This is a genomic window from Nocardioides proteolyticus (assembly GCF_051280635.3).
Classification (GTDB): domain Bacteria; phylum Actinomycetota; class Actinomycetes; order Propionibacteriales; family Nocardioidaceae; genus Nocardioides.
The window spans coordinates 1-22,592 of sequence record NZ_JBNBPO030000043.1 but is presented as its reverse complement, the minus strand read 5'-3'; the positions used below and the strand labels follow the sequence as shown (position 1 = coordinate 22,592).

The following is a 22,592-nucleotide window of genomic DNA, read 5'->3' as shown; positions in this document are numbered from 1 at the left end:
CGCGGACGGGCCTGGGGCGCGGGGGCCGGCTGCTGGGCCCGCTGCTGGGCCCGCTGCTGGCTGGCCGGTGCCGCGGGCGTGCCCTGCCTTCCGGCGGCGGGGCGCTGCTGCCGGGCCGGGGGCGGGGTGGCCTGCGGCTCAGCCGCCCGCTCGTCGCTCACTACGGGCATGACCTGGGTCGGCTCGTCGTCGTCGGCGGCCTTGGTGCTCACGGGGGCGGACTCCTCGGGGTTGCGGTCGTCGTCGTCGAAGATGGACAGACCCTGGTGGCTCATGACGTGGGCCTCGCTGGCTCTCGGGCTGTTTCGCGGGGGGACCGGACCCATGATCCCCGATGGGCCGACGGTTTCCCACCCCACCCCCGGCGGTTCGGGCCCGTCACGAGCAGAGCGGGCCCGCGCCGTGCGCGGACCCGCTCCTGGACTGCCCGGACCCCTCGGGGATCCGCCTGGTTCAACGTGTTCCGGACTGCTCCGGACTGCTCAGATGCCGCGGAAGAGGTTGATCTTGTCGATGTGCTTCTCGCGCAGCTCCGCGTCGCGCACGCCCAGCCCCTCCTCGGGGGACAGCGCGAGGACGCCGACCTTGCCCTGGTGCTTGTTGTGGTGCACGTCGAGCGCGGCCTGGCCCGTCTCCTCGAGGCGGTAGGTCTTCGACAGGGTCGGGTGGATCTTGCCCTTGGCGATCAGGCGGTTGGCCTCCCACGACTCGCGGTAGTTGGCGAAGTGGCTGGAGACGATCCGCTTGAGGTTCATCCACAGGTACCGGTTGTCGTACTCGTGCATGTAGCCGGTTGTCGAGGCGCAGGTGGTGATCGTGCCGCCCTTGCGGGTGACGAAGACGCTGGCGCCGAAGGTCTCCCGGCCCGGGTGCTCGAACACGATGTCGATGTCCTCGCCGCCGGTCAGCTCGCGGATCTTCTTGCCGAACCGCAGCCACTCCTTGGGGTTCTGCTTGGTGCCGTCCTCGTTCCAGAACTGGTAGTTCTCCTCGGCGCGGTTGATGATCAGCTCGGCGCCCATGTTGCGTACGATCTGGGCCTTCTCCTCGTTGGAGACGACGCAGATCGGCGTGGCGCCGCCGTTGAGCGCGTACTGCGTGGCGAAGCCGCCGAGGCCGCCGGAGGCGCCCCAGATCAGGACGTTGTCGCCCTGCTTCATGTTGCCGCCGTTGGTGGAGACCAGCTGCCGGTAGGCCGTGCAGTTCACCAGGCCGGGGGTGGCGGCCTCCTCCCAGGTGAGGTGCTCCGGCTTCGGCATCAGCTGGTTGGCCTTGACCATCGCGACCTCGGCGAGCCCGCCGAAGTTGGTCTCGAAACCCCAGATCCGCTGCGAGGTGTCGAGCATCGTGTCGTTGTGCCCGTCGGGGGCCTCGAGCTCCACCGAGAGGCAGTGCGCGACGACGCGGTCGCCGGGCTTCCACTTGGTGACGCCGGGGCCGACCTTGAGGACCACGCCGGAGAGGTCCGAGCCGACGATGTGGTACGGCAGGTCGTGGCGCTTGGCGAGCTCCGACTCGCGGCCGTAGCGCTCGAGGAAGCCGAACGTGGAGACCGGCTCGAAGATCGACGTCCACACGGTGTTGTAGTTGATGGCCGACGCCATCACCGCGACGAACGCCTCGCCCGGGCCGAGCTCGGGCAGCGGCACGTCGTCGACGTGCAGCGACTTGCGGGGGTCCTTCTCCTTCGAGGGCAGGCCCTCGAACATGTCGACCTCGTCCTTGTGCACCGTCACGGCGCGGTAGGAGTCCGGGAGCTCGAGGTTGGCGAAGTCCTCCGTGGAGGTGCCTCCGGAGTCGGCGGCGAGGATCGCGTCGAGGATGTGCTGCACGGTCGTGGTCTCCCTTGATCGTTGTCGGTGGGTGGCAGTCCGGCCGTCGGGCAGATTACCCAGCGGTAACCGCGGGATGGCGAGTTCGTGAGCGGCGTCTCATCGGGCCGGCCCGCCATGGGCCACCATAGGGTCGTGAGCGCGCGCCAGGAGACCCTCGCCGGTGGGGTGGTCGACCTCAACGCCGACGTGGGGGAGTCCTTCGGCCGCTGGCAGCTGGGCGACGATGCCGCGCTGCTGGCGCACCTGACCAGCGCGAACGTCGCCTGTGGGTTCCACGCCGGCGACCCGCTCACGCTGCGTCGTACCGTCGAGCAGGCGGTGGGGCTCGGCGTCGCGATCGGCGCCCAGGTCGGCTACCGCGACCTCGCCGGCTTCGGCCGGCGCTTCATCGACGTGGCGCCGGACGAGCTCGCTGCCGATGTGCTCTACCAGCTGGGTGCGCTCGACGGGCTGGCCCGGGCGGCGGGCGGTCGGGTGGCCTACGTCAAGCCGCACGGCGCGCTCTACCACGCGGTGACGACCGGGCCGACGCAGGCGGCGGCGGTGGTCGAGGCCGTCGTGGCGTACGGCGGCCTGCCGCTCCTGGGCATGCCCGGCTCGGAGCTGCTGCGGCTCGCCCGTGAGGCCGGGCTGCCTGTGGTGACCGAGGGGTTCGCCGACCGGGCCTACCGGCCCGACGGGAGCCTGGTGCCCCGCAGCGAGCCCGGTGCGGTGCTCGCCGACCCCGTGGACGTCGCAGCGCAGGCGGTGCGGCTGGCGTCGTCGGGATCGGTGCGCTCGATCTGCGTGCACGGCGACTCCCCAGCGGCAGCCGCCGCGGCGGCCGCTGCCCGAGCAGCGCTCGCAGAGGCAGGGATCCGCGTCGAGTCGTTCGGATGACCGCGACGAGGGGCCCGTGGTGAGGCTGCTGCCGTACGGCGACCGGGGGCTGCTGGTCGAGGTGGCCGACGCGGCCGAGGTCCTCGGCTGCACGGACGCCCTCCGGGCCGACCCGGAGGTGCGCGGCTTGGTCGCCGACGTCGTGCCCGGGGCCCGGACGGTGCTGCTCGTCGCCGGCGCCGGCGTCCCGACCGGTCGGCTCCGCGCCGTGGTGACGGCGCGCCTCGGGTCCGGCCGTGGGCGGGCACGGCCGGAGCAGCCGGACGGCGGAAGGGTGATCGTGGTCCCGGTGCGCTACGACGGGCCCGATCTGGGTGAGGTCGCCCGGCTGACCGGACTGAGCGAGCCGGACGTGGTGGCCGCCCACACCGGCACCCCGTGGCGGGTGGCGTTCGGTGGTTTCGCGCCCGGCTTCGCCTACCTCGCCGGCGGCGACCCCCGGCTGCAGGTGCCGCGGCGCGACGCGCCACGACAGAGCGTCCCTCCGGGATCGGTCGGGCTCGCCGGCGAGTTCAGCGGCGTCTACCCGCGGGCGTCACCGGGCGGCTGGCAGCTGATCGGTCGGACCGAGCTGGCGCTCTGGGACCTCCGGCGCGACCCGCCGGCGCTGCTCGCCGCGGGCTCGGTCGTGCGGTTCGAGGCGGTCGACGGGTGAGCGCGCTCCTCGTCCGGGCCGTCGGCGGGCCCTGCCTGGTGCAGGACGCCGGCCGCCCCGGCCACGCGGCGATCGGGGTCGGCTCGTCCGGCGCGGCCGACCTGGCGTCGTACGGCCTGGGCAACCGGCTGCTCGGCAACGCGCCGGGCGCCGCAGCGCTCGAGATCCTCCTCGGCGGGCTGGAGGTGGAGGCCGCCGCGACCGCGTGGGTGTGCGTCACCGGTGCGCCGGCCGCGGTCGCCGTCGACGGCCGCCGGGAGCCGACCGGCGCGGTCCTCGCCCTGCGGCCGGGTCAGCGGCTCACCGTCGGCATGCCCGCCACCGGCCTCCGCTGCTACGTCGCGGTCCGCGGCGGGCTGGCCGTCCCGCCGGTGCTCGGCTCCCGGTCCCGGGACACCCTCTCCGGCATCGGGCCGCCGCCCGTCGCCGTCGGCGACCGCCTGCCCGTCGGCGACGCCGTGGCGGGAGACATGCTGGTCGACTCCGTCCCGCCCCGGGCGTACGACGCCCGCCCGGTCCTACGGGTCGTTCGGGGTCCCCGCGACGACTGGGTGGCCGACGCCGACCGGCTCGTCGGCGCGACGTGGCGGGTGGGTGCCGCGAGCGACCGGGTGGGGCTGCGGCTGGAAGGTGCCCGGCTCACGGTCGACCCGGCCCGCGGCCAGCTCCCGAGCGAGGGAGCGCTCCGCGGGGCCGTCCAGGTGCCGCCGAGCGGCGAGCCGGTGCTCTTCGGCCCCGACCACCCCGTCACCGGCGGCTACCCCGTCATCGGCGTCGTGGTCGCCGCCGACACCGACCGCCTGGCCCAGCTCCGCCCCGGCGACCAGGTGCGCTTCGCCTGGACGCACGAGGTGGCAGGTTTTGGCGCGCGAGGTGGGACGACTCGTTAACGGGTGTTCACGAAAGGCGCCACTTCGCGCGCCGGAACCTGCCACCTCGTGCGCCGAAACCTGCCACTTCGTGCGCCAAAGCGTGCCACCTCGCGCGCCGAAACCTCCCACTTCGTGGGGTCAGTGGGTGGGGTCGGCGGCGGGCTCGACGAGCTCGACGAGCACGCCGCCGGCGTCCTTGGGGTGGACGAAGTTGACCCGGCTGTTGGAGGTGCCGCGCTTGGGCTCGGGGTAGAGCAGCCGGACGCCGCGCTCGCGGAGGACCGCCGAGACCCGGTCGAGGTCGGTCACGCGGTAGGCCAGCTGCTGCATGCCAGGACCGTTGCGGTCGAGGAACTTGGCGATCGTCGACTGCTCGTTCAGCGGCGCCAGCAGCTGGATGCACGAGCCGGAGTCGCCGACCGCCACCATCGCCTCGCGGACGCCCTGCTCCTCGTTGGTCTCCTCGTGGACCGACTCCATGCCGAAGGTGTCGCGGTAGAACGCGATCGCCTCGTCCAGGTCGGGCACGGCGATGCCCACGTGGTCGATCGCGGTGAACAGGTGCTGCGGCAGGCCGTCGAGAGTCATGGGCCCATTGTGCCCATCGCGACGGCGCGGTCCGGCGGGCCACCACTGTGCGGATGGTCTGTGACGAGCGACTCAACGGACCGCCGATGAGACCCCTCGCCGGTCCGTACTACTCGCGAGTACAGTCGCAAAAGTTCACCCGTACCTCGTCCCCGGAGGCAGCATTGTCCAGTCCCAGCGTCATCGTCGCCGGTGCCCGCACCCCGATCGGCCGCCTCAGCGGCGGCCTCAAGAGCCTCTCCGCCGCTGACCTCGGTGGCGTCGCGATCAAGGGCGCCCTCGAGAAGGCCGGCGTCTCCGGCGACCAGGTCGACTACGTGATCATGGGTCAGGTGATCCAGGCCGGCGCCGGCCAGAACCCGGCGCGGATGGCCGCCCACCAGGGCGGGATCCCGATGAACGTCCCGTCCATCACGATCAACAAGGTGTGCCTCTCGGGCCTCAACGCGATCGCGGTCGCCGACCAGCTGATCCGGGCGGGCGAGGTCGACGTGGTGGTGGCCGGCGGCATGGAGTCGATGACCAACGCCCCCCACTTCCTGCCGAAGTCGCGCGAGGGCATCAAGTTCGGCGACGTCAAGCTCGTCGACTCCATGGCGTACGACGCCCTGTTCGACCAGTTCACCCAGCAGGCGATGGGGCTGCTCACCGAGGAGTGCAACGCCGCCGCCCAGAACCTGACCCGCGACGAGCAGGACGAGTTCGCGGCACAGTCGCACCAGAAGGCCGCCGTGGCGTGGAAGAACGGCGTCTTCGACGAGGAGGTCGTCCCCGTCGAGATCCCGCAGCGCAAGGGTGACCCGGTCGTCGTCCGCGAGGACGAGGGCGTGCGCGGCGACACCACCGCCGAGTCGCTCGGCAAGCTGCGCCCCGCCTTCTCCAAGGAGGGCACCATCACCGCCGGCTCCTCCTCGCAGATCTCCGACGGCGCGTGCGCCGTGGTCGTGATGAGCAAGGCCAAGGCCGAGGAGCTGGGCCTGGAGTACCTCTGCGAGATCGGTGCCCACGGCCAGGTCGCCGGTCCCGACTCGACGCTCCAGCTGCAGCCGGCCGCCGCCACGGCCAAGGCCTGCGAGAAGGAGGGCATCGCCCCGACCGACCTCGACCTCGTCGAGTTCAACGAGGCCTTCGCCGCCGTCGGCATCTCCTCCGCGCGTGAGCTGGGGATCGACAACTCCATCGTCAACGTCAACGGCGGGGCGATCGCGCTCGGGCACCCGGTCGGCATGTCCGGTGCCCGCGTGGTGCTGCACCTGGCGCTGGAGCTCAAGCGCCGCGGTGGCGGCGTCGGCGCCGCTGCCCTGTGCGGCGGCGGCGGCCAGGGCGACGCGCTGATCGTGCGCGTGCCCGCCGCCCAGTGACGCAGCGTGGCGGAACCGCTTGACGGCGCGGCCGGCCGACCCTCGGGTCGGTCGGCCGTCGCCGTTCCCGAGCTGGTCGAGCAGGCGCGAGCCGGACGGCAGCGCGCCGTCGGACGACTGATCTCGCTCGTCGAGGACTCCTCGCCGCTGCTGCGCGAGGTGATGGCAGCGCTCGCGCTGGTGGTCCGCGAGACCGACCGGACCGCCCAGGTGGTCGGCCTCACCGGCGCTCCGGGCGTCGGCAAGTCCACCTCGACCAGCGCGCTGGTGACCGAGCTGCGCCGGCGCGACCGGCGCGTCGGCGTGCTCGCGGTCGACCCGTCCTCGCCCTTCTCCGGCGGCGCACTGCTCGGCGACCGGATCCGGATGTCCGAGCACGCCACGGACCCGGGTGTGTTCATCCGGTCGATGGCCGCCCGCGGCCATCTCGGCGGCCTGTCGTGGGCCACGCCGCAGGCGCTGCGGGTGCTCGACGTGGCGGGGTTCGACGTCATCCTGGTGGAGACGGTGGGCGTCGGCCAGAGCGAGGTGGAGATCTCCCGCCTCGCCGACACCACGGCGGTGCTCCTGGCCCCGGGGATGGGCGACGGCATCCAGGCCGCGAAGGCGGGCCTGCTCGAGATCGGTGACGTCTACGTCATCAACAAGGCCGACCGCGACGGCGCCGACCAGGTCCGGCGCGACCTGCGCACGATGCTCTCGATGGCCGAGCGGCCCGAGGGCGCGTGGCGGCCGCCCGTCCTCAAGACGGTCGCCTCCCAGGGCGAGGGCGCCGCGGCAGTGGTCGACGCGCTCGAGGAGCATCGCGCGCACGCCGAGGCGAGCGGTGAGCTCGCGTCCCGCCGCGCCCGGCGCGCGCGCGAGGAGATCGAGGCGATCGCGCTCACGACCCTCCGCGAGCGCTGGGGCAGCCTCGGCCACGGCGACCGGCTCGACGGCCTCGCCGCCGCCGTGGCGACGGGCGAGTCGGACCCCTACGCCGCCGCGGACGCGCTGCTCGGCGACCTGGCCTGACCTGGCCTGACGAGACCCGCCCGCGCGCCGTAGGTTGGCGCCATGGCGACCTGGGAGGACGTACGACGGCTCGCGCTCGCCCTGCCCGAGACGACCGAGAGCAACAACGGCTGGCGGATCCGGGAGAAGGCCTTCGCCTGGGTCCGACCGCTGCGCCGCAAGGACGTCGCCGACCTCGCCGCGCTCGGCCGGGAGGCGCCCGACGGCGAGATCATGGGGATCCGGGTGGCCGACGACCTCGAGAAGCAGGCCCTGGTGGCGAGCGAGCCGGAGGTGTTCTTCACGATCCCGCACTTCGACGGCTGGCCGGGCCTGCTGGTGCGGCTCGACGCGATCGGTCTCGACGAGCTGGAGGAGGTGCTCACCGACGCCTGGCTGGCCCGGGCGCCGAAGCGGCTCGCGAAGGCCTTCCTCGAGTCCCGTGGCCTGGCCTGAGCGCGTCGCTGGGAGGATGACCCGGTGATCAGGGACGTCGTCATCCTCGGCTCGACCGGCTCCATCGGCACCCAGGCGCTCGACCTGGTGCGGGCCAACCCGGACCGGTTCCGGGTCGTCGGCCTGACCGCGGGCGGAGGCAACCCCGACCTGTTCGCGCGCCAGGTCGAGGAGTTCGGGCCGGCGTTCCACGGGCTGGGGGAGGAGGCGAGCGTCGAGGCCGCGACCCGGCCCTGCGACGTCGTCCTCAACGGCATCACCGGGGCGGTCGGGCTGCGCCCGACGCTCGCCGCGCTCGAGGCGGGCAGGAGTCTTGCGCTGGCCAACAAGGAGTCGCTCATCATCGGCGGCCCGCTGGTCAAGGAGCGCGCGGAGCCGGGACAGATCGTGCCGGTGGACAGCGAGCACAGTGCGATCGCCCAGTCGCTGCGCGGCGGCGCCCCCGACGAGGTACGACGCCTGGTGCTGACCGCCAGCGGCGGGCCCTTCCGCGGCCGCACCCGCGCGGAGCTGGCCGACGTCACCCCGGCACAGGCGCTGGCGCACCCGAACTTCGCGATGGGGCGGGTGATCACGACCAACTCCGCGACCCTGGTCAACAAGGGGCTCGAGGTGATCGAGGCCCACCTGCTCTTCGACATCCCGTTCGAGCGGATCGACGTGGTGGTGCACCCCCAGCAGATGATTCACTCGATGGTCGAGTTCGTCGACGGCGCCGTGGTCGCCCAGATCGGGCTGCCGACGATGATGGTGCCGATCGCGATGGGCCTGGCCTGGCCGGCCAGGGTGCCCGGCGCCGAGACGCCGGTGGACTGGACCAGGGCCGCCGACTGGCGGTTCGAGCCGCTGGACGACGACGCCTTCCCGGCAGTCGCGCTGGCCCGCGAGGCGGGGAGGCGCGGCGGCACCAGTCCGGCGGTCTACAACGCTGCCAACGAGGTCTGCGTCGACGCCTTCCACGACGGCCGCCTGCCGTTCACCGGCATCGTGGACGTGATCGCCGACGTGATGACGTCGCACGACGTACCCTCGGGGGTGCAGCTCTCCCTCGACGACGTCCTCGCCGCGGACGCGTGGGCCCGGGAGGCTGCGGCCCGCGCCATCGCCGGCTGAGCCGGCTCCCGATCGAGGACACGCACTGCACCGATGACGACCGTTCTGCTCTACACGCTCGGCGTGCTGATCTTCGCCTTCGCCATCCTGGCGTCGATCGGGCTGCACGAGCTGGGACACCTCGTCCCGGCCAAGAAGTTCGGCGGGAAGGTCACCCAGTACTTCATCGGCTTCGGCCCCACGGTCTGGTCGAAGCAGGTCGGGGAGACGGAGTACGGCCTCAAGGCGGTGCCGCTCGGCGGCTACGTCAAGATCGTCGGGATGCTGCCGCCGGCGGCCGAGGGGCTCGCCGAGGAGGTGGACCGCGACGCCGACGGCAACCCCGTCTACCGGGTGCGCAAGTCCAACACCGGCATGTTCACCCAGCTGATCTCCGACGCGCGCGCCGCCGAGTGGGAGCTGGTCCGGCCCGAGGACGGTGACCGGCTGTTCTACAAGCTGCCGTGGTGGAAGAAGGTCGTCGTGATGGCCGGCGGCCCCACGGTCAACCTCGCCATCGCGTTCGGCATCTTCGCCGTGGTCTTCGCGACCTACGGCAACGCGGGCGACCCGACGGTCGAGACGACGATCGTCGACGTGCAGGAGTGCATCGTCCCGCCGCAGGAGGACGGCCGCGCCTGCACGCCGGAGGAGCTGGCGAACGCCAAGTCCCCCGCCTACGAGGCCGGCATCCGCGAGGGCGACCGGATCGTCTCCTTCAACGGCACCCGGATCGACGACTGGGAGCAGGTGCAGGCGCTGGTCCGTGCCAACGGCAACGGCGACGCGCACCTGGTGGTCGAGCGCGACGGCGAGCTGGTGCCGATCCAGACCCGCACCCAGGTCACGCCGCGGTTCCTGGAGGCCGACGACACCACGCCGACCGAGGTGGGCTTCCTCGGCGTGGAGCCCGCACAGCACCCGACCACGGGCGGCCCGATCTACACCCTCGAGCAGATGGGTGCGATGACCGTCGACGTCGTGAAGGCGATCGGCACCCTGCCGGTCAAGGTCTGGGACGTCGGCCAGGCGATCGTGGGCCTGGAGGAGCGCGACCCCAACGGCCCGGTCAGCATCGTCGGCGGCGGCCGGCTCGCCGGCGAGACGGCTGCCCACGACGAGATCGCGGTGACCGAGAAGACGATCTCGCTGCTGATGCTGATCGCCGGGTTCAACTTCTTCATCGGCATGTTCAACTTCGTGCCCCTGCTGCCGCTCGACGGCGGCCACATCGCCAGCGCGCTCTGGGAGGGCGTCCGCCGCGGGTGGGCCCGCCTGTTCCGCCGGCCCGATCCCGGGTACGTCGACGCCGCGAAGCTGCTGCCCGTGGCCTACGTCGTGGCCAGCGCGCTGCTCGTGATGGGCGTGGTGCTGATCGTCGGCGACTTCGTCGTGCCGGTCCACCTCGAATCCTGATCGGCGGGGTGCGGAAAGTACCCTTGACGGCATGACGTCGATCAGCCTCGGCATGCCGGCCGCGCCTCCGCCGGTGCTCGCGCCGCGCCGCAAGACCCGCCAGATCCAGGTGGGCAAGGTGGGCGTCGGCAGCGACCACCCGGTCTCGGTGCAGTCGATGACCACGACGCTGACCGCCGACGTCAACAGCACCCTCCAGCAGATCGCCGAGCTCACCGCCGCCGGCTGCGACATCGTCCGGGTGGCGTGCCCGAGCCAGGACGACGCCGACGCCCTCCCGCAGATCGCGCAGAAGGCTCAGATCCCGGTCATCGCCGACATCCACTTCCAGCCGAAGTACGTCTTCGCCGCCATCGAGGCCGGCTGCGCGGCGGTGCGGGTGAACCCGGGCAACATCAAGAAGTTCGACGACCAGGTCAAGGAGATCGCGCGGGCCGCCCAGGACCACGGCACCTCGATCCGGATCGGCGTCAACGCCGGCTCCCTCGACAAGCGGCTGCTGGAGAAGTACGGCAAGGCCACGCCCGAGGCGCTCGTGGAGTCGGCGGTCTGGGAGGCCGGGCTCTTCGAGGAGCACGGCTTCCGGGACTTCAAGATCTCGGTGAAGCACAACGACCCGGTCGTCATGGTCCGCGCCTACGAGCTGCTGGCGGAGCGCGGCGACTGGCCGCTCCACCTCGGCGTGACCGAGGCGGGACCCGCGTTCCAGGGCACGATCAAGTCGGCCACGGCGTTCGGCGCACTGCTGTCGAAGGGGATCGGCGACACGATCAGGGTGTCCCTCTCCGCGCCCCCGGTCGAGGAGGTCAAGGTCGGCATCCAGATCCTCCAGTCCCTCAACCTCCGCCCACGGAAGCTGGAGATCGTCTCGTGCCCCTCGTGCGGGCGGGCCCAGGTCGACGTCTACTCGTTGGCGGAGCGGGTCACCGCCGGCCTCGACGGCCTGGAGGTCCCGCTGCGGGTGGCGGTGATGGGCTGTGTCGTCAACGGGCCCGGCGAGGCGCGGGAGGCCGACCTCGGCGTCGCCTCCGGCAACGGGAAGGGCCAGATCTTCGTCAAGGGAGAGGTCATCAAGACCGTCCCGGAGGCGGAGATCGTCGAGACGCTGATCGAGGAGGCGATGAAGATCGCCGAGTCGATGGAGCCGGTCGACGGCGCGGAGCCGAGCGTCAGCGTCTCCTGAGCCGGTCCACCCGCAACCGGCCCCGACGGCCTAGGCTCGACCCGTGTTGACGACCCGGCACGGCGTGCGCGTCCTGGCGACCGCCGACCTGCCAGCGTTCCTCGAGCTGGCCAACCAGGACCCGGTCGTCAACGTGTTCGCCATCCACCGCGCCCACACCACCAGCCTCGAGCCGCGGTGGCTCGGCGGGGAGATGTGGGGCCGCTTCGACGCCGGCCGGCTGGTGGCCGCCTGCCACGTCGCCGCCAACCTGGTGCCGGTCCAGGCCGATGACGACGATGCCCTGGCCTTCGCCGAGCGCGCGCTGGCCCGGCGTCGTACCGCCTCGACCATCGTGGGTCCGCAGCAGGCGGTGCGGACGTTCTGGGGACAGGTCGGGCCGCACTGGGGCCACCCCCGCGACGTGCGGTGGGACCAGCGACACCTGGCGATCGACACGCCCCCGGCGGTCGCGCCCGATCCCGGCGTCCGCGCCGGCTGTCGCGACGACCTCGACACGCTGTACCCAGCGTGTGTCGCGATGTACACCGAGGAGGTGGGCGTCTCGCCCGAGGTCGGCGGTGGCGGCGACCTCTACCGGGCGCGGGTGCTCCAGCTGATCAACCGTGGCTGGTCCTTCGTGCGGTACGACGCCGGCGAGCTGGTGTTCAAGGCGGAGGTCGCCTGCGCGACTCCCGACGCAGCGCAGGTGCAGGGGGTCTGGGTGCCGCCGCACCGGCGCGGCGAGGGACTGGCGACGGCGGGGATGGCGGCGGTGGTCGAGCAGGTGCGGGCGCGGATCGCGCCGACGGTGTCGCTCTACGTCAACGACTGGAACCGGCCGGCGCGCGCGGCCTACGAGCGCGTGGGGTTCGTCGAGACCGCCCGCTTCGCCACCGTGATGTTCTGACCCGTCACCCGTCACCGAGCCGGGGGAGGCCCTTCCAGAGCAGGCGCCCGGCGATGTCGGTGACCTGCTCGAGGGTCGCGTCCGGATGCTCCTGCCACCAGCGGGCGACGCCGTCCACGCCGGTGACGAGGAGCTCCACCACGACGGCTGCGTCGGTGGAGCCGGCCGACAGGCCGGAGCGGGCCAGGTCCGGGGCGAGCATCGCGGTGACCGCCTCGGTCCGGGCGGCGCGGTAGCCGCGGAGCACCTGGTCGAGCTCGGCGTCCCCGGTCGGGATCGGGTCGACCAGCAGCCTCCGGGCCGCCGGCCGGGACCGGGCGAAGGACAGGTAGGCCGCGATCGTGGCGTGCAGCCTGGTGCGTCCCGGCCCGGCGCCGGTGATCCGCGCCCCCACCTCGGCGAGCATCTGCTCGTTCTGCGCGGCCACGACGTGGAGGTAGAGCTCCCGCTTGGAGCCGAAGTGGTCGTAGAGGACGGTCCGGGTCACGCCGGCCGCGGTCGCGATCTCGCCGAGCTTCGTGGCGTCGTACCCGCGGTCGGCGAAGACCTGCACGGCGGCGCTCTCGATCCGCTCGCGTCGAGCAGACGCCGTCAGCCGCCGCCGGGGGGCCGCCTGGTCCGCATCGAGTCGCACGCCGCGATGCTAGCCCGCTCCCATGCCGCGGTCGGACGCCTCGCTTCCAGCCCTTGACCGCGGCAGTGCGTCGGCGATAGAAACGGCGACATCAACCGACAGTGGTGTCGGTAACGGGGAGTGGTCGCATGGCACAGCAGGTGGACCGTCGTACGTTGTTGGCGGCCTCGGCCGCGGTCGGCGCCGGAGCGGTGCTTGCCGGCAGCAGGGCGGCGCCGGCCTTCGCGGTGACACCCGGTCGGCAGGCCGTGGTGCTCGGCGGCGGGATGGCGGGCCTGACCGCGGCGCACGAGCTGGTCGAGCGGGGCTTCCGGGTGACCGTCTTCGAGCCCTCCGCGTGGGGCGGCAAGGCGCGCAGCATCCCGGTGCGGGGCACGGGCACCGGAGGCCGCGCCGACCTGCCCGGGGAGCACGGCTTCCGGTTCTTCCCCGGCTTCTACCACCACGTGCCGGACACCATGCGCCGGATCCCGTTCGGCTCCGGGACGGTGGGGGACAACCTGGTCGCCGCGACCGGCGGCAAGTTCCTGCGCGCCGGCGAGCGGGCCGACGCGTTCGTCTTCGGCATCGGGCCCGACCCGGTCCAGCTCCTGACGGTCGACGGCCTGCGGCGCTACCTGCTCGACGTGCTGGGCGGACGCACCGTCCCGCCCCACGAGCTGGCGTACTTCGTGGAGCGGCTGCTCGTCTTCCTGACCAGCTGCGACGAGCGCCGCCTCGGGCAGTGGGAGAAGGTCAGCTGGTGGGACTTCGTCGGCGCGGGGCGCCGCTCGGTGGAGTACCAGCGGGTGCTCGCCGCCGGGCTGACCCGCAGCCTGGTCGCGGCGAAGGAGACCGTGGCCAGCACCCGGACGATCGGCAACATGGGCGAGGCGTTCGTCTACAACATCATGGGCCGGGGCAACGACGGGGCCCTCGACCGGGTGCTCGACCTGCCGACCGACGAGGCGTGGATCCGGCCGTGGCTGGCGCACCTGCGCGAGCGCGGCGTGCGGTTCGTCCGTGGCCAGCGCCTGCTCCGCTACGAGACGCAGGGCGGCCGGGTCGCGGCCGCGGTCCTGGCCGACCGGGCCGGCAACCGCACCCGGGTGGCGGCCGACTGGTTCGTCAGCGCGATGCCGGCCGAGCGGGCCCGGCGCACGATGACTCCGGACGTGCTGGCGCTCGACCCGCAGCTGACCGGGATGGACGCGCTCGTCACCGACTGGATGGTCGGCATCCAGTACTTCCTGCGCGAGCACGTCGACATCACCCACGGCCACGTCACCTTCCTCGACGCGCCGTGGGCGCTCACCGCGCTCACCCAGGGGCAGTTCTGGGCCGAGCGGGTGATCGCCGAGGACTACGGCGACGGCGACGTGGTCGACATCCTCTCCGTCGACATCTCCAACTGGGACGCGCCGGGCATCCTCTACGGCAAGCCGGCCAAGCGCTGCACGCACCAGGAGATCGCCGCGGAGGTGCTGGCGCAGATCCGGGCCCACCACACGGCCGGGAAGGTGCTGCCCGACGGCGTCGTGCACTCCTGGTTCCTCGACCCCGGCGTCCGGTGGGACCCGGTCCGCGCCCGCAACACCAACCGGACGCCCCTGCTGGTGAACACCGTCGACTCCTGGCGTCACCGCCCCACGGCGCGCACCCGCATCCCCAACCTCGTCATGAGCGGCGACCACGTCCGGACCGACATCGACCTCGCCACGATGGAGGGCGCCAACGAGTCGGCGCGGCACGCCGTCAACGCGATCCTCGACGAGTCCGGCTCCAGAGCCGAGCGGGCGGCGACGTACCGGCTCTACGACCCGCCGGAGTTCGCCGTCCTGAAGGAGGCGGACCGGCTCCTCTACCGCCTGGGCCGGCCGAACGTCCTCGACCTGGGGTGACGTCCCGCTCACGCCCCGGCGGCGGCCTATCTGGTTCGCGGTGCCCGGAGAGCCGCCCGTAGGCTGCGACCGTGCTGATGCGGATGTCGACCCTGTTCGTCCGAACCCTGCGCGAGGATCCCTCCGACGCGGAGGTGCCGAGCCACCGGCTGCTCGTCCGGGCCGGGTACATCCGTCGTGCCGCCCCCGGCATCTACACCTGGCTGCCGCTGGGGCTGCGGGTGCTCCGCAAGATCGAGGGCATCATCCGCGAGGAGATGGACGGGATCGGCGCCCAGGAGGTCGTCTTCCCCGCGCTGCTCCCGCGTGAGCCCTACGAGGCGACCGGTCGCTGGACCGAGTACGGCGACGGCATCTTCCGGCTCAAGGACCGCAAGGACGCCGACTACCTGCTCGGCCCCACCCACGAGGAGATGTTCACCCTCCTCGTCAAGGACCTCTACAGCTCCTACAAGGACCTGCCCCTCTCGCTCTACCAGATCCAGACCAAGTACCGCGACGAGGCGCGTCCGCGCGCCGGACTGCTGCGCGGCCGCGAGTTCACCATGAAGGACTCCTACTCCTTCGACGTCGACGACGCGGGCCTGGAGGCGTCCTACCAGCGTCACCGCGACGCCTACGTCCGGATCTTCGACCGCCTCGGCTTCGAGTACGTCATCGTGAAGGCGACCTCGGGCGCGATGGGCGGCTCCCGCTCCGAGGAGTTCCTCGCCAAGGCGACCGTCGGCGAGGACACCTACGTCCGCTGCACCTCGTGCGACTACGCCGCCAACGTCGAGGCCGTCCAGGTGCCCACCCCCGACCCGGTGCCCTTCGGCGACGTGCCCGCCGCGCACGCCGAGGACACACCCGACACGCCGACCATCGACACCCTGGTCGCGCACCTCAACGAGCGGTTCCCGCGTGCCGACCGGCCGTGGACGGCCGCCGACACCCTCAAGAACGTGCTGGTCCTGCTCAAGCACCCCGACGGCACCCGCGAGCCACTCGCGATCGGCCTTCCCGGCGACCGCGAGGTCGACCAGAAGCGGCTCGAGGGACAGCTGGAGCCGATCGAGGTCGAGCCGATGGACGAGGCGGAGCTGGCGCGACACCCCGCACTCGTCCGCGGCTACATCGGCCCCGGCGTGCTGGGGGAGGAGAGCGCCTCGGGCATCCGCTACCTCGTCGACCCGCGGGTCTCGGAGGGGACCCGGTGGGTGACCGGCGCCGACGTCGCCGGCCAGCACGTGGTCGACCTGGTCGCCGGGCGCGACTTCACCGCCGACGGCACCATCGAGGCGGCCGAGGTGCGTGACGGCGACGCCTGTCCTGCGTGCGCGGACGGCCGGCTCGAGTCCGCCCGTGGGATCGAGATGGGCCACGTCTTCCAGCTCGGCCGCAAGTACGCCGACGCGCTGGAGCTCAAGGTGCTCGACGAGAACGGCAAGCTGGTGACCGTGACGATGGGCTCCTACGGCATCGGCGTCACCCGCGCCGTGGCGGCGATCGCGGAGAACACCCTCGACGACATCGGGCTGTGCTGGCCGAGCCACGTGGCCCCGGCCGACGTGCACCTGGTCGCCGCGGGCAAGGACGCGGCGATCCTCGAGGCCGCCGAGAGCCTGGCGGAGGCGCTGTCCGCGCGCGGCGTCGAGGTGCTGTACGACGATCGCGCCGGGAAGGTGAGCCCGGGCGTGAAGTTCAAGGACGCCGAGCTGATCGGCGTCCCGACGATCGTCACGGTCGGCCGCGGCGTCGCCGACGGGACGATCGAGGTCAAGGACCGTCGTACGGGCGAGCGGCGCGAGATGGCGCTCGCCTCCGCCGTCGACGAGCTGCGGGCACTGGTCCTCGGCTGATGGGCAGCAGGGTGACCTGCCCGGTCCTGTCGCAGCGGGTCGTGTCGGCCGACGAGGCGGCCGCCCACATCGGTCCCGGCGCCTCGGTCGGGATCAGCGGGTTCACCGGCGCGGGCTTCCCCAAGGCGGTGCCCGCGGCGCTCGCCCGGCGGATCCGCGCCGCGCACCGGCGCGGCGAGGACTTCCAGGTGGGCCTGTGGTCCGGAGCATCGACCGGGCCGGCGGTCGATGGCGCGCTCGCCGAGGTGCGCGGCCTCAGCAAGCGCCTGCCCTACAACTCCGACCCCGCGCTGCGCGCACTGATCAACGCCGGAGAGGTCGACTACGTCGACGCCCATCTCTCGCACTCGGCCCAGCAGGCGTGGTTCGGCTTCTACGGGAAGCTCGACGTCGCGGTCGTCGAGGTGGCGGCGATCCTGCCCAACGGGCTCCTCGTCCCGGGCACCTCGGTCGGCAACAACAAGACTTGGCTGGACACCGCCGACAAGGTGGTCCTCGAGGTCAACGACTGGCTGCCGCGGGACCTGGAGGGCTTCCACGACGTCTACTACGGTGCCGCGCGACCGCCGCACCGGATCCCGATCCAGCTCACCCATCCCATGCAGCGGATCGGCGATCCCTACCTGCGGGTCGATCCGGCCAAGGTGGTCGCCGTGGTCGAGACCGACGCGCCCGACCGCAACAGCCCGCTGGACGAGCCCGACGACGCGTCGCGCGCCATGGCCGAGCTGCTCGTCGACTTCCTCCGCCACGAGGTGCGCGCGGGCCGGATGCCTCCGGAGCTCCTCCCACTCCAGTCCGGGGTCGGCAGCACGCCCAACGCGGTGATGGAGGGGCTGCTGGACGCGGAGTTCGACGGCCTGACGTCCTTCACCGAGGTGATCCAGGACGGCCTGCTGGACCTGCTGGACGCCGGCAAGCTGACCTCGCTGTCGGCCACGTCGTTCGGCCTGTCGCCCGCCGGCCAGCAGCGGTTCCTCGACAACGTCGGCTCCTACAAGGGCCGGATCCTGCTCCGCAGCCAGGAGATCTCCAACCATCCCGAGCTCGTCCGCCGGCTCGGCGTGATCGCGATCAACGGCATGATCGAGGCCGACATCTACGGCAACGTGAACTCCACCCACATCATGGGCTCGGCGATCATGAACGGCATCGGCGGCAGTGGCGACTTCGCGCGCAACGCGTTCCTCAACTTCTTCGTGTCCGACTCCCGCGCCAAGGGCGGCGCCATCTCCTCGATCGTGCCGATGGTCAGCCACGTCGACCACACCGAGCACGACGTGCACGTCCTGATCACCGAGCAGGGCCTCGCCGACCTGCGCGGACTCTCGCCGACGGACCGCGCCGACCGGATCATCGCCCGCTGCGCCCACCCGGACTACCGCGACCGGCTCACCGACTACGTCGCCCGGGCGCGGGCCGCGCGGCCGCAGGCGCGGCACACGCCGCACCTGCTCGACGAGGCGCTCGGCTGGCACGTCGCCTACCTCGAGGACGGTGCGATGTGACCGGTTCGGGGATCGAGGCGGTCATCTTCGACTGGGGCGGCACCCTCACCGCCTGGCACGACGTGGACTTCCACGCCGAGTCGCTCGCCCTCGCACAGGCCGTGCTGGCGACGCCGGACACCTCCGACGACCACCACGCGTTCGCGCGGCGGCTCCACGAGGCGGGCAGCATCATCTGGGGGCGCAGCCGCGACCACCAGCAGAGCTCGACCATCGCCGACCTCTTCGACGTCGCCGGGCTCGACCACGATCCAGAGCTGCTGACCGCCTACTACGAGTTCTGGGAGCCGCACACCCTCACCGACCCCGAGGTCGCGCCGCTGTTCACCTGGCTGCGCGAGGAGGGGATCAAGGTCGGCGTCCTCTCCAACACCATCTGGCCCCGTGCCTGGCACCGCGGGTTCTTCGAGCGCGACGGCGTCGACCACCTCATCGACGGGGACGTCTACACCAGCGAGGTCCCGTGGACGAAGCCGTCGCCGCACGCCTTCCGGGCGGCGATGGAGGCGGTCGGCGTCGAGGACCCGGCCCGCTGTGTCTACGTCGGCGACCGCCTGTACGACGACGTGTGGGGCGCGCACAACGCCGGGCTCCGGGCGATCCACATCCCGCACAGCGTGATCCCCGCCGACCAGGTCGGCCACACCGAGGGCCGGCCGGACGCGGTCGCGCACCGGCTGGCCGAGATCCCGGACCTGCTGACGCCCTGGCGCTGACGGCGTCGACCGCCCCGAGGAAGGGCGCAGACCGCCGCCCGTGGGCGGCTCGGACTGCAGGTTTGTGCAGTGCACATTTATGAGGATCGTCAGCTACAGACCGCGGCGGTGGTTGTGTTGCAGAATCGTGCACACGGCGAACGGTGAGCCCCACCTCTCCCGGCCGCCAGGTACGACCGTTTGTCCCCGGTCACAACGGTCCGCGACCCCGACTTCGGGGGACGTCTCGGGAGTTCCCCGAAGGACGAGGTCGCGGGCCGTTGGGGTTTTTCGGGTTCGCTCTGCGGCCGCGTAAGGCAGCTCCGGTTCGACCGCGGGGGCTACAGCCCCGGCAGCTGTTCCGGGCCGCCGCCGAACCGCAGGGCTCGCACCGCCGCGTCGCGCAGCGCGTCGACCGCCCAGGCCCGCGCGTCCCCGCTCGTGCTCGCCACCAGGTGGGCGTAGGTGGTCGCCGCCGCCCGCTCGAGCCGCAGCGCCCGGGCGGTCACAGCGGCGGGCGACCGCAGGTCTGCCGGCAGGTCGTAACCGGGCTCCGCCGCCACCGGCTCGGCGCCCACGGCGGCCACCATCGCGTCGAGCTCGTCGCGGCGGTCGCGGTGGACGACGTACGCCTCGGTCAGGGCGGCGTGGAGCGCCGGCGTCGCGGACTGCGACGCCTGGGCGCCGAGGGCGCCGTAGACGAACACCGCCGCGTGCTCGGCGGCCAGCGCGGCCTGCAGCGCCGGGGCACCCGGCTCCGTCGTCGGGGTGGGCTCGCTCACCGGACCACCGCCCGCTGCTGGGCGACGGCGGCCGCCATGGAGGCGAGGACCTGGGCGAGCGCGCCGCTCTCGGCCGCCAGCGCCGCGTCGACCAGCTGCTGCTCGAGCCGCCTCTCGGCCTCGAGCAGGCGACGCAGCGCCGCCGCCCGCCGCCGGGGCACCGGCGGCTCCTCCGGCGTGCCCGACCAGCCGAGTCGGGCGGCATGGGCCTCGTGCAGCCGACCGAGCCGGCGACCGATCGGCGCCAGGCCGCGCACCTGGTCGGCGGTCGCGGAGGCCAGCGCTCCGGTCGCCGCCACCGCCGCGCCGACCTCCTCGACGAGTCGGCTGTCGGCGTCGGCTGCGGGAGCGGTCGGCGTGCCGGCCCCCTGAGGCCCGGCCTCCTCGCCACCGAGGGCGTCGCCGACGGCGTCGCACCCGCCGGTCAGGACCGCGGCGCCGAGACCGCCGGCCAGCAGGCCGCGGCGGGTCAGGGACGTGGGGCGGTCGAGCACGCGGCGACCCTATCCGCACCCGCTATCGTGGACTCGCACGACCGCCGCCGCGCAGGCGGCGTCGAGCCGCACAGCTGGACCGCCACAACAGGACACGGAGACTCGCCATGGGAACGCCTTCCGCTCAGCGAGCGACCGCCGACCGGATCGAGCAAGCGCTGACCGGCCCCTTGCAGGAGCTGGGCCTCGACGTGGAGGCGGTCGAGATCACCCCGGCCGGCAAGCGGCGGGTCCTCCGCGTCGCCGTCGACACCGACGGAGGGGTGACGCTCGACGACGTGGCCGCGGCCACCAAGGTGATCGACCGCGTCCTGGAGTCCGACGGCCCCGATGGCGCCGCCGACGTGATGGGGGAGCAGCCCTACACGCTGGAGGTCACCTCCCGCGGCGTGGACCGGCCGCTCACCCTGCCTCGTCACTGGCGGCGCAACCGGGACCGGCTGGTCCGGATCAGCCTCGAGCAGGGCGAGGACGTGGTGGGTCGGATCGTCTCGGCGGACGACGACGGCGCGGTCGTCGACGTCGCGGGCAGCGAGGTCCCGATCACCTACGCCGACGTGCGCAAGGCCCTGGTGCAGGTCGAGTTCAACCGCAAGAGCCGGGTCGACGAGGCTGCCGACACCGACGTAGACGACGCAGAGAAGGACGCCGACTGATGGACATCGACCTGAACATCCTCCGCACCCTGGAGCGGGAGAAGGAGATCAAGTTCGACGTCCTCGTCGAGGCGATCGAGCAGGCGCTGCTCACGGCGTACCACAAGACCGAGGGCTCCAAGGCCCAGGCGCGGGTCGAGCTCGACCGCAGGACCGGCCACGTCAGCGTGCTCGCCGCCGAGCTGGACGCCGAGGGCAACCAGGTCGGCGAGTACGACGACACCCCGGCCGGTTTCGGGCGGATCGCCGCCACGACGGCGAAGCAGATCATGCTCCAGCGGCTGCGCGACGCCGAGGACGAGATCAAGTACGGCGAGTTCTCCGGCAAGGAGGGCGACATCGTCTCCGGCGTCATCCAGCAGGGACGCAACCCCGACGACGTGCTGGTCGACCTCGGCAAGATCGAGGCGCACCTGCCGGCCAGCGAGCGCGTGCCGGGCGAGGACTACCGCCACGGCACTCGGATCAAGGCGCTGGTGATCTCGGTCCGCAAGGGCATGCGCGGTCCGCAGATCACGCTGTCCCGCTCCCACCCGAGCCTGGTGAAGAAGCTCTTCGCGCTCGAGGTGCCGGAGATCGCCGACGGGACCGTCGAGATCGCGGCCATCGCCCGGGAGGCGGGCCACCGCACGAAGATGGCGGTCCGCACCACCGTGCAGGGAGTGAACGCCAAGGGTGCCTGCATCGGCCCGATGGGGCAGCGGGTCCGCAGCGTGATGGCCGAGCTCGGCGGGGAGAAGATCGACATCGTGGACTGGTCCGAGGACCCGGCCACCATGGTCGCGCACGCCCTCTCGCCCGCCCAGGTCCAGTCGGTGACGGTCGTCGACGCGGCCGCGAAGTCCGCGCGGGTCGTGGTGCCGGACTTCCAGCTGTCCCTGGCGATCGGCAAGGAGGGGCAGAACGCCCGGCTCGCGGCGCGGCTGACCGGCTGGCGCATCGACATCCACTCCGACGAGGAGGCCTGACCGGCCCGCCCGCGCCGGATCGGAGCGCCGGTTCGTGATCCGGCGCCCGGTGACGGTAGAGTTGTCCGTCGGTGGCTCGCCGACCCAAATCCCCTGCAGCACCGGACGACCGTCTCCCCGCGGGACCCGTCCGGACCTGTGTCGGATGCCGGCAGCGGGCCGCCAAGCGCGAGTTGTTGCGGGTGACCGCCGGCTCGGGACCCGACGGCCGACCCGCCGTCGTACCCGATCCGACGAGCACCTCACCCGGCCGCGGGGCGCACCTGCATCCCACGGCCGAGTGCTACGAGCTCGCGGTGCGGCGGAAGGCCTTCGCACGAGCCCTGCGGCTCGGCGCCGGGCTGTCCGCGGCGCCGGTGGGCGCGTACCTCGACTCCCGTGCCACCTAGATCAGCCGTGACCGACCAGGAACTGGAGCAACAGCTCATGAGCACTCGATGAGTACCTCGCGATGAGCGTGTTCACCAACCACTAACGGTCTCAAGAAGGATCACCCGGAACCCGGGTCTTGAGGCCAGAAGGAGAGACGTGGCCAAGACCCGAGTTTCCGAGCTCGCGAAGAAGTACGGCATTCCCAGCAAGGAAGCGCTGGAGAAGCTGAGCGCGATCGGCGAGTTCGCCAAGACTGCATCCTCGAGCATCGAGCTGCCCGCAGTGAAGAAGTTCGAGGACACCTACGGAGCCGAGCTCCTCGCCAAGATGAAGCCGGCCGACGACAAGTCCGCCAAGGCGGACGCCTCGGCCCCCGCCGACCAGGCCGGGAAGCCCGCCCCCAAGCCCGCGGCGAAGAAGGCTGCGGCGGCCCCGGCCGCCGAGACGCCCGCCGAGGCCCCGGCAGAGGCAGCGCAGGCGCCCGCTCCGGCGAAGACCGCCGCGCCGCGGCCCGGCCCGCGGCCGGGGCCGGCGAAGGCGCCT

Annotated in this window: 23 protein-coding genes and 1 pseudogene; 18 read left to right on the top strand and 6 right to left on the bottom strand. The window is 72.6% G+C overall.

Annotation, left to right across the window (positions count from 1 at the left end; translation table 11 throughout):
- Both ACPOLA_RS18500 and ccrA read right to left on the bottom strand, forming a co-directional pair.
- Positions 1-275, bottom strand: a pseudogene (locus ACPOLA_RS18500) (hypothetical protein); the annotation flags it as partial.
- Positions 276-482: 207 nt separating this feature from the next.
- The gene (ccrA, locus tag ACPOLA_RS18495) at positions 483-1,832 is read right to left on the bottom strand and encodes a crotonyl-CoA carboxylase/reductase (protein ID WP_435771981.1); all 1,350 of its coding nucleotides are present in this window, start codon (positions 1,830-1,832) and stop codon (positions 483-485) included.
- 135 nt (positions 1,833-1,967) lie between these two features.
- On the opposite strand from ccrA, the gene ACPOLA_RS18490 reads away from it, so the two are divergent.
- The 3 genes from ACPOLA_RS18490 to ACPOLA_RS18480 are packed head-to-tail and all read left to right on the top strand — an operon-like array spanning position 1,968 to position 4,259.
- Positions 1,968-2,714, top strand: coding sequence for a LamB/YcsF family protein (locus tag ACPOLA_RS18490; RefSeq protein WP_435771980.1), 747 nt, complete (start codon positions 1,968-1,970; stop codon positions 2,712-2,714).
- A gap of 19 nt (positions 2,715-2,733) precedes the next feature.
- The gene (locus ACPOLA_RS18485; RefSeq protein ID WP_435771979.1) at positions 2,734-3,369 is read left to right on the top strand and encodes a 5-oxoprolinase subunit B family protein; all 636 of its coding nucleotides are present in this window, start codon (positions 2,734-2,736) and stop codon (positions 3,367-3,369) included.
- Complete coding sequence (locus ACPOLA_RS18480) at positions 3,366-4,259, top strand: 5-oxoprolinase subunit C family protein (protein ID WP_435771978.1); 894 nt, start codon at positions 3,366-3,368, stop codon at positions 4,257-4,259. Before ACPOLA_RS18485 ends, ACPOLA_RS18480 begins: the two co-directional genes overlap by 4 nt.
- A 120-nt stretch (positions 4,260-4,379) precedes the next feature.
- On the opposite strand, the gene mce is transcribed toward ACPOLA_RS18480, so the two are convergent.
- Positions 4,380-4,829 carry a methylmalonyl-CoA epimerase gene (gene mce / locus ACPOLA_RS18475; protein WP_435771977.1) on the bottom strand — a complete coding sequence of 150 codons (450 nt, stop codon included), beginning with the start codon at positions 4,827-4,829 and terminating at the stop codon, positions 4,380-4,382.
- Positions 4,830-4,993: 164 nt separating this feature from the next.
- On the opposite strand from mce, the gene ACPOLA_RS18470 reads away from it, so the two are divergent.
- Genes ACPOLA_RS18470 through ACPOLA_RS18440 form a run of 7 tightly spaced genes read left to right on the top strand, consistent with a single transcriptional unit; the run spans position 4,994 to position 12,219 of the window.
- The gene (locus ACPOLA_RS18470) at positions 4,994-6,190 is read left to right on the top strand and encodes an acetyl-CoA C-acetyltransferase (RefSeq protein WP_435771976.1); all 1,197 of its coding nucleotides are present in this window, start codon (positions 4,994-4,996) and stop codon (positions 6,188-6,190) included.
- Positions 6,191-6,196: 6 nt separating this feature from the next.
- Positions 6,197-7,204: a methylmalonyl Co-A mutase-associated GTPase MeaB gene (meaB, locus tag ACPOLA_RS18465; protein WP_435771975.1), complete on the top strand. Its 1,008-nt coding sequence runs from the start codon at positions 6,197-6,199 to the stop codon at positions 7,202-7,204.
- Between the two features lie 42 nt (positions 7,205-7,246).
- Complete coding sequence (locus tag ACPOLA_RS18460) at positions 7,247-7,639, top strand: MmcQ/YjbR family DNA-binding protein (RefSeq protein WP_435771974.1); 393 nt, start codon at positions 7,247-7,249, stop codon at positions 7,637-7,639.
- Positions 7,640-7,666: 27 nt separating this feature from the next.
- Entirely contained in the window at positions 7,667-8,752 is a 1,086-nt protein-coding gene (gene dxr / locus ACPOLA_RS18455) for a 1-deoxy-D-xylulose-5-phosphate reductoisomerase (protein WP_435771982.1), read from the top strand.
- Positions 8,753-8,785: 33 nt separating this feature from the next.
- Positions 8,786-10,147, top strand: coding sequence for a M50 family metallopeptidase (locus tag ACPOLA_RS18450; RefSeq protein WP_435771973.1), 1,362 nt, complete (start codon positions 8,786-8,788; stop codon positions 10,145-10,147).
- A 31-nt stretch (positions 10,148-10,178) separates the two neighbouring features.
- Positions 10,179-11,330: a flavodoxin-dependent (E)-4-hydroxy-3-methylbut-2-enyl-diphosphate synthase gene (ispG, locus tag ACPOLA_RS18445; protein WP_435771972.1), complete on the top strand. Its 1,152-nt coding sequence runs from the start codon at positions 10,179-10,181 to the stop codon at positions 11,328-11,330.
- A 43-nt stretch (positions 11,331-11,373) separates the two neighbouring features.
- Positions 11,374-12,219, top strand: a complete 846-nt coding sequence (locus ACPOLA_RS18440) for a GNAT family N-acetyltransferase (RefSeq protein ID WP_435771971.1) — start codon at positions 11,374-11,376, stop codon at positions 12,217-12,219.
- A 4-nt stretch (positions 12,220-12,223) separates the two neighbouring features.
- Here ACPOLA_RS18440 and ACPOLA_RS18435 read toward each other — a convergent pair whose 3' ends face one another.
- Positions 12,224-12,853 (bottom strand): TetR/AcrR family transcriptional regulator, encoded by a 630-nt coding sequence (locus tag ACPOLA_RS18435; protein ID WP_435771970.1) that lies wholly within the window; start codon positions 12,851-12,853, stop codon positions 12,224-12,226.
- Positions 12,854-12,981: 128 nt separating this feature from the next.
- Between ACPOLA_RS18435 and ACPOLA_RS18430 the strand changes: the two genes are divergently transcribed.
- From ACPOLA_RS18430 to ACPOLA_RS18415, 4 genes are all read left to right on the top strand, one after another.
- A complete protein-coding gene (locus ACPOLA_RS18430; RefSeq protein WP_435771969.1) occupies positions 12,982-14,733 on the top strand; it encodes a hydroxysqualene dehydroxylase in 1,752 nt (583 codons plus the stop codon).
- 71 nt (positions 14,734-14,804) lie between these two features.
- Positions 14,805-16,574, top strand: a complete 1,770-nt coding sequence (locus ACPOLA_RS18425) for a proline--tRNA ligase (protein WP_435771968.1) — start codon at positions 14,805-14,807, stop codon at positions 16,572-16,574.
- A complete protein-coding gene (gene scpC, locus ACPOLA_RS18420; protein WP_435771967.1) occupies positions 16,574-18,082 on the top strand; it encodes a succinyl-CoA:acetate CoA-transferase ScpC in 1,509 nt (502 codons plus the stop codon). The genes ACPOLA_RS18425 and scpC overlap by 1 nt, the downstream gene beginning before the upstream one ends.
- Positions 18,079-18,798: an HAD family hydrolase gene (locus ACPOLA_RS18415; RefSeq protein ID WP_435771966.1), complete on the top strand. Its 720-nt coding sequence runs from the start codon at positions 18,079-18,081 to the stop codon at positions 18,796-18,798. Before scpC ends, ACPOLA_RS18415 begins: the two co-directional genes overlap by 4 nt.
- Before the next feature lie 320 nt (positions 18,799-19,118).
- On the opposite strand, the gene ACPOLA_RS18410 is transcribed toward ACPOLA_RS18415, so the two are convergent.
- Both ACPOLA_RS18410 and ACPOLA_RS18405 read right to left on the bottom strand, forming a co-directional pair.
- The gene (locus ACPOLA_RS18410; RefSeq protein WP_435771965.1) at positions 19,119-19,559 is read right to left on the bottom strand and encodes a DUF4439 domain-containing protein; all 441 of its coding nucleotides are present in this window, start codon (positions 19,557-19,559) and stop codon (positions 19,119-19,121) included.
- Positions 19,556-20,053 carry a hypothetical protein gene (locus ACPOLA_RS18405; RefSeq protein ID WP_435771964.1) on the bottom strand — a complete coding sequence of 166 codons (498 nt, stop codon included), beginning with the start codon at positions 20,051-20,053 and terminating at the stop codon, positions 19,556-19,558. Before ACPOLA_RS18405 ends, ACPOLA_RS18410 begins: the two co-directional genes overlap by 4 nt.
- 107 nt (positions 20,054-20,160) lie before the next feature.
- Here ACPOLA_RS18405 and rimP point away from each other — a divergent pair, with 107 nt between their 5' ends.
- The 4 genes from rimP to ACPOLA_RS18385 all read left to right on the top strand — a co-directional run.
- A complete protein-coding gene (gene rimP, locus ACPOLA_RS18400; RefSeq protein WP_435771963.1) occupies positions 20,161-20,709 on the top strand; it encodes a ribosome maturation factor RimP in 549 nt (182 codons plus the stop codon).
- Positions 20,709-21,677, top strand: coding sequence for a transcription termination factor NusA (gene nusA / locus ACPOLA_RS18395; protein ID WP_435771962.1), 969 nt, complete (start codon positions 20,709-20,711; stop codon positions 21,675-21,677). The genes rimP and nusA overlap by 1 nt, the downstream gene beginning before the upstream one ends.
- 71 nt (positions 21,678-21,748) lie before the next feature.
- Positions 21,749-22,066: a YlxR family protein gene (locus ACPOLA_RS18390; protein WP_435771961.1), complete on the top strand. Its 318-nt coding sequence runs from the start codon at positions 21,749-21,751 to the stop codon at positions 22,064-22,066.
- Positions 22,067-22,205: 139 nt separating this feature from the next.
- Positions 22,206-22,592, top strand: a 387-nt coding sequence (locus tag ACPOLA_RS18385; protein ID WP_435771960.1) for a translation initiation factor IF-2 N-terminal domain-containing protein, incomplete at its 3' end; no start/stop codon positions are given.

Excerpts from the sequence above, each read along its gene's own strand:
- mce (WP_435771977.1), bottom strand. The coding sequence starts at position 4,829 with ATGACTCTCGACGGCCTGCCGCAGCACCTGTTCACCGCGATCGACCAC.
- ACPOLA_RS18460 (WP_435771974.1), top strand. The coding sequence starts at position 7,247 with ATGGCGACCTGGGAGGACGTACGACGGCTCGCGCTCGCCCTGCCCGAG.
- ACPOLA_RS18450 (WP_435771973.1), top strand. The coding sequence starts at position 8,786 with ATGACGACCGTTCTGCTCTACACGCTCGGCGTGCTGATCTTCGCCTTC.
- ispG (WP_435771972.1), top strand. The coding sequence starts at position 10,179 with ATGACGTCGATCAGCCTCGGCATGCCGGCCGCGCCTCCGCCGGTGCTC.
- ACPOLA_RS18430 (WP_435771969.1), top strand. The coding sequence starts at position 12,982 with ATGGCACAGCAGGTGGACCGTCGTACGTTGTTGGCGGCCTCGGCCGCG.
- scpC (WP_435771967.1), top strand. The coding sequence starts at position 16,574 with ATGGGCAGCAGGGTGACCTGCCCGGTCCTGTCGCAGCGGGTCGTGTCG.
- rimP (WP_435771963.1), top strand. The coding sequence starts at position 20,161 with ATGGGAACGCCTTCCGCTCAGCGAGCGACCGCCGACCGGATCGAGCAA.
- nusA (WP_435771962.1), top strand. The coding sequence starts at position 20,709 with ATGGACATCGACCTGAACATCCTCCGCACCCTGGAGCGGGAGAAGGAG.